Genomic DNA, 980 nt, shown 5'->3' on the forward strand with positions numbered 1-980 from the left:
GGCTGGAAGCTGGGCTTGTCCTCGGCCACCGCGCATACGATCTCGACGGTGGCGCGCCGGGTGGAGGAGTTCCCGCGTTGCACGCGGGCGTTGCGGGACGGGCGGTTGTCGCTGGATCAGGTGGGGGTGATCGCCGGGCGGGCCGGTGCGGGATCTGATGAGCATTACGCGCAGTTGGCCGCGGTCGCCACGGTCAACCAGTTGCGCACCGCGATCAAGCTCGAGCCGCGCCCCGAACCCGATCTTCGCCCGGAGCCGCAGCGCTCGATCACCAAGACCAGCAACGACGAGGGCAGCTGCTGGCGGATCACCTTGCCCCGCGACGAGGCCGCGACGTTCGACGGGGCATTGCAGTCTCATCGTGAGGCACTGATCGCCGAGTGGAAGCGCGATCACGACACCGGCTCCTCGGATGCCGCGCCGCCGTTGCCGGGCACGATGGAGGCGTTTCTGCGGCTGGTCGAGGCCGGCTGGGACGCCGAGGCCACCCGCCGCCCGCACGGCCAGCGCACCACCGTGGTGGTGCACGTCGATGTCGAGCAGCGCGCCGCGGCGCTGCATCTGGGTCCGCTGCTGTCCGACGCTGAACGCCGGTACCTGACGTGTGATGCCACCTGCGAAGTGTGGTTCGAACGCGACGGCCGGCCCATCGGCGCCGGCCGAACAACCCGCACCGTCAACCGCCGGCTGCGCCGCGCGCTCGAGCACCGCCAGCCCATGTGCGCGGTTCCCGGCTGCGGTGCCACCCGCGGACTGCACGCCCACCACATCCAGCATTGGGAGGACGGCGGCCTGACCGAGCTGGCCAACCTGGTGCTGCTCTGTCCCTATCACCATCGGGCACACCACCGCGGCGACATCACCATCACCGGCCCCGCCGACCATCTGATCGTCACCGACAGCGACGGGCGACCGCTGAGTCCAGGATCACTCGCGCGTGCCCCCACCGGCCGCCCGCCCGCCGTACCGCCATGGCCCGG

General features: G+C 71.3%; 1 protein-coding gene. It reads left to right on the top strand.

The features are described 5' to 3' along the window. Nucleotides 1–980, top strand: a 980-nt coding sequence (locus A5787_RS22105) for an HNH endonuclease signature motif containing protein (RefSeq protein ID WP_066970998.1), incomplete at both ends; no start/stop codon positions are given.

The organism is Mycobacterium sp. 852002-50816_SCH5313054-b (genome assembly GCF_001667185.1).
Taxonomy (GTDB): Bacteria; Actinomycetota; Actinomycetes; order Mycobacteriales; family Mycobacteriaceae; genus Mycobacterium.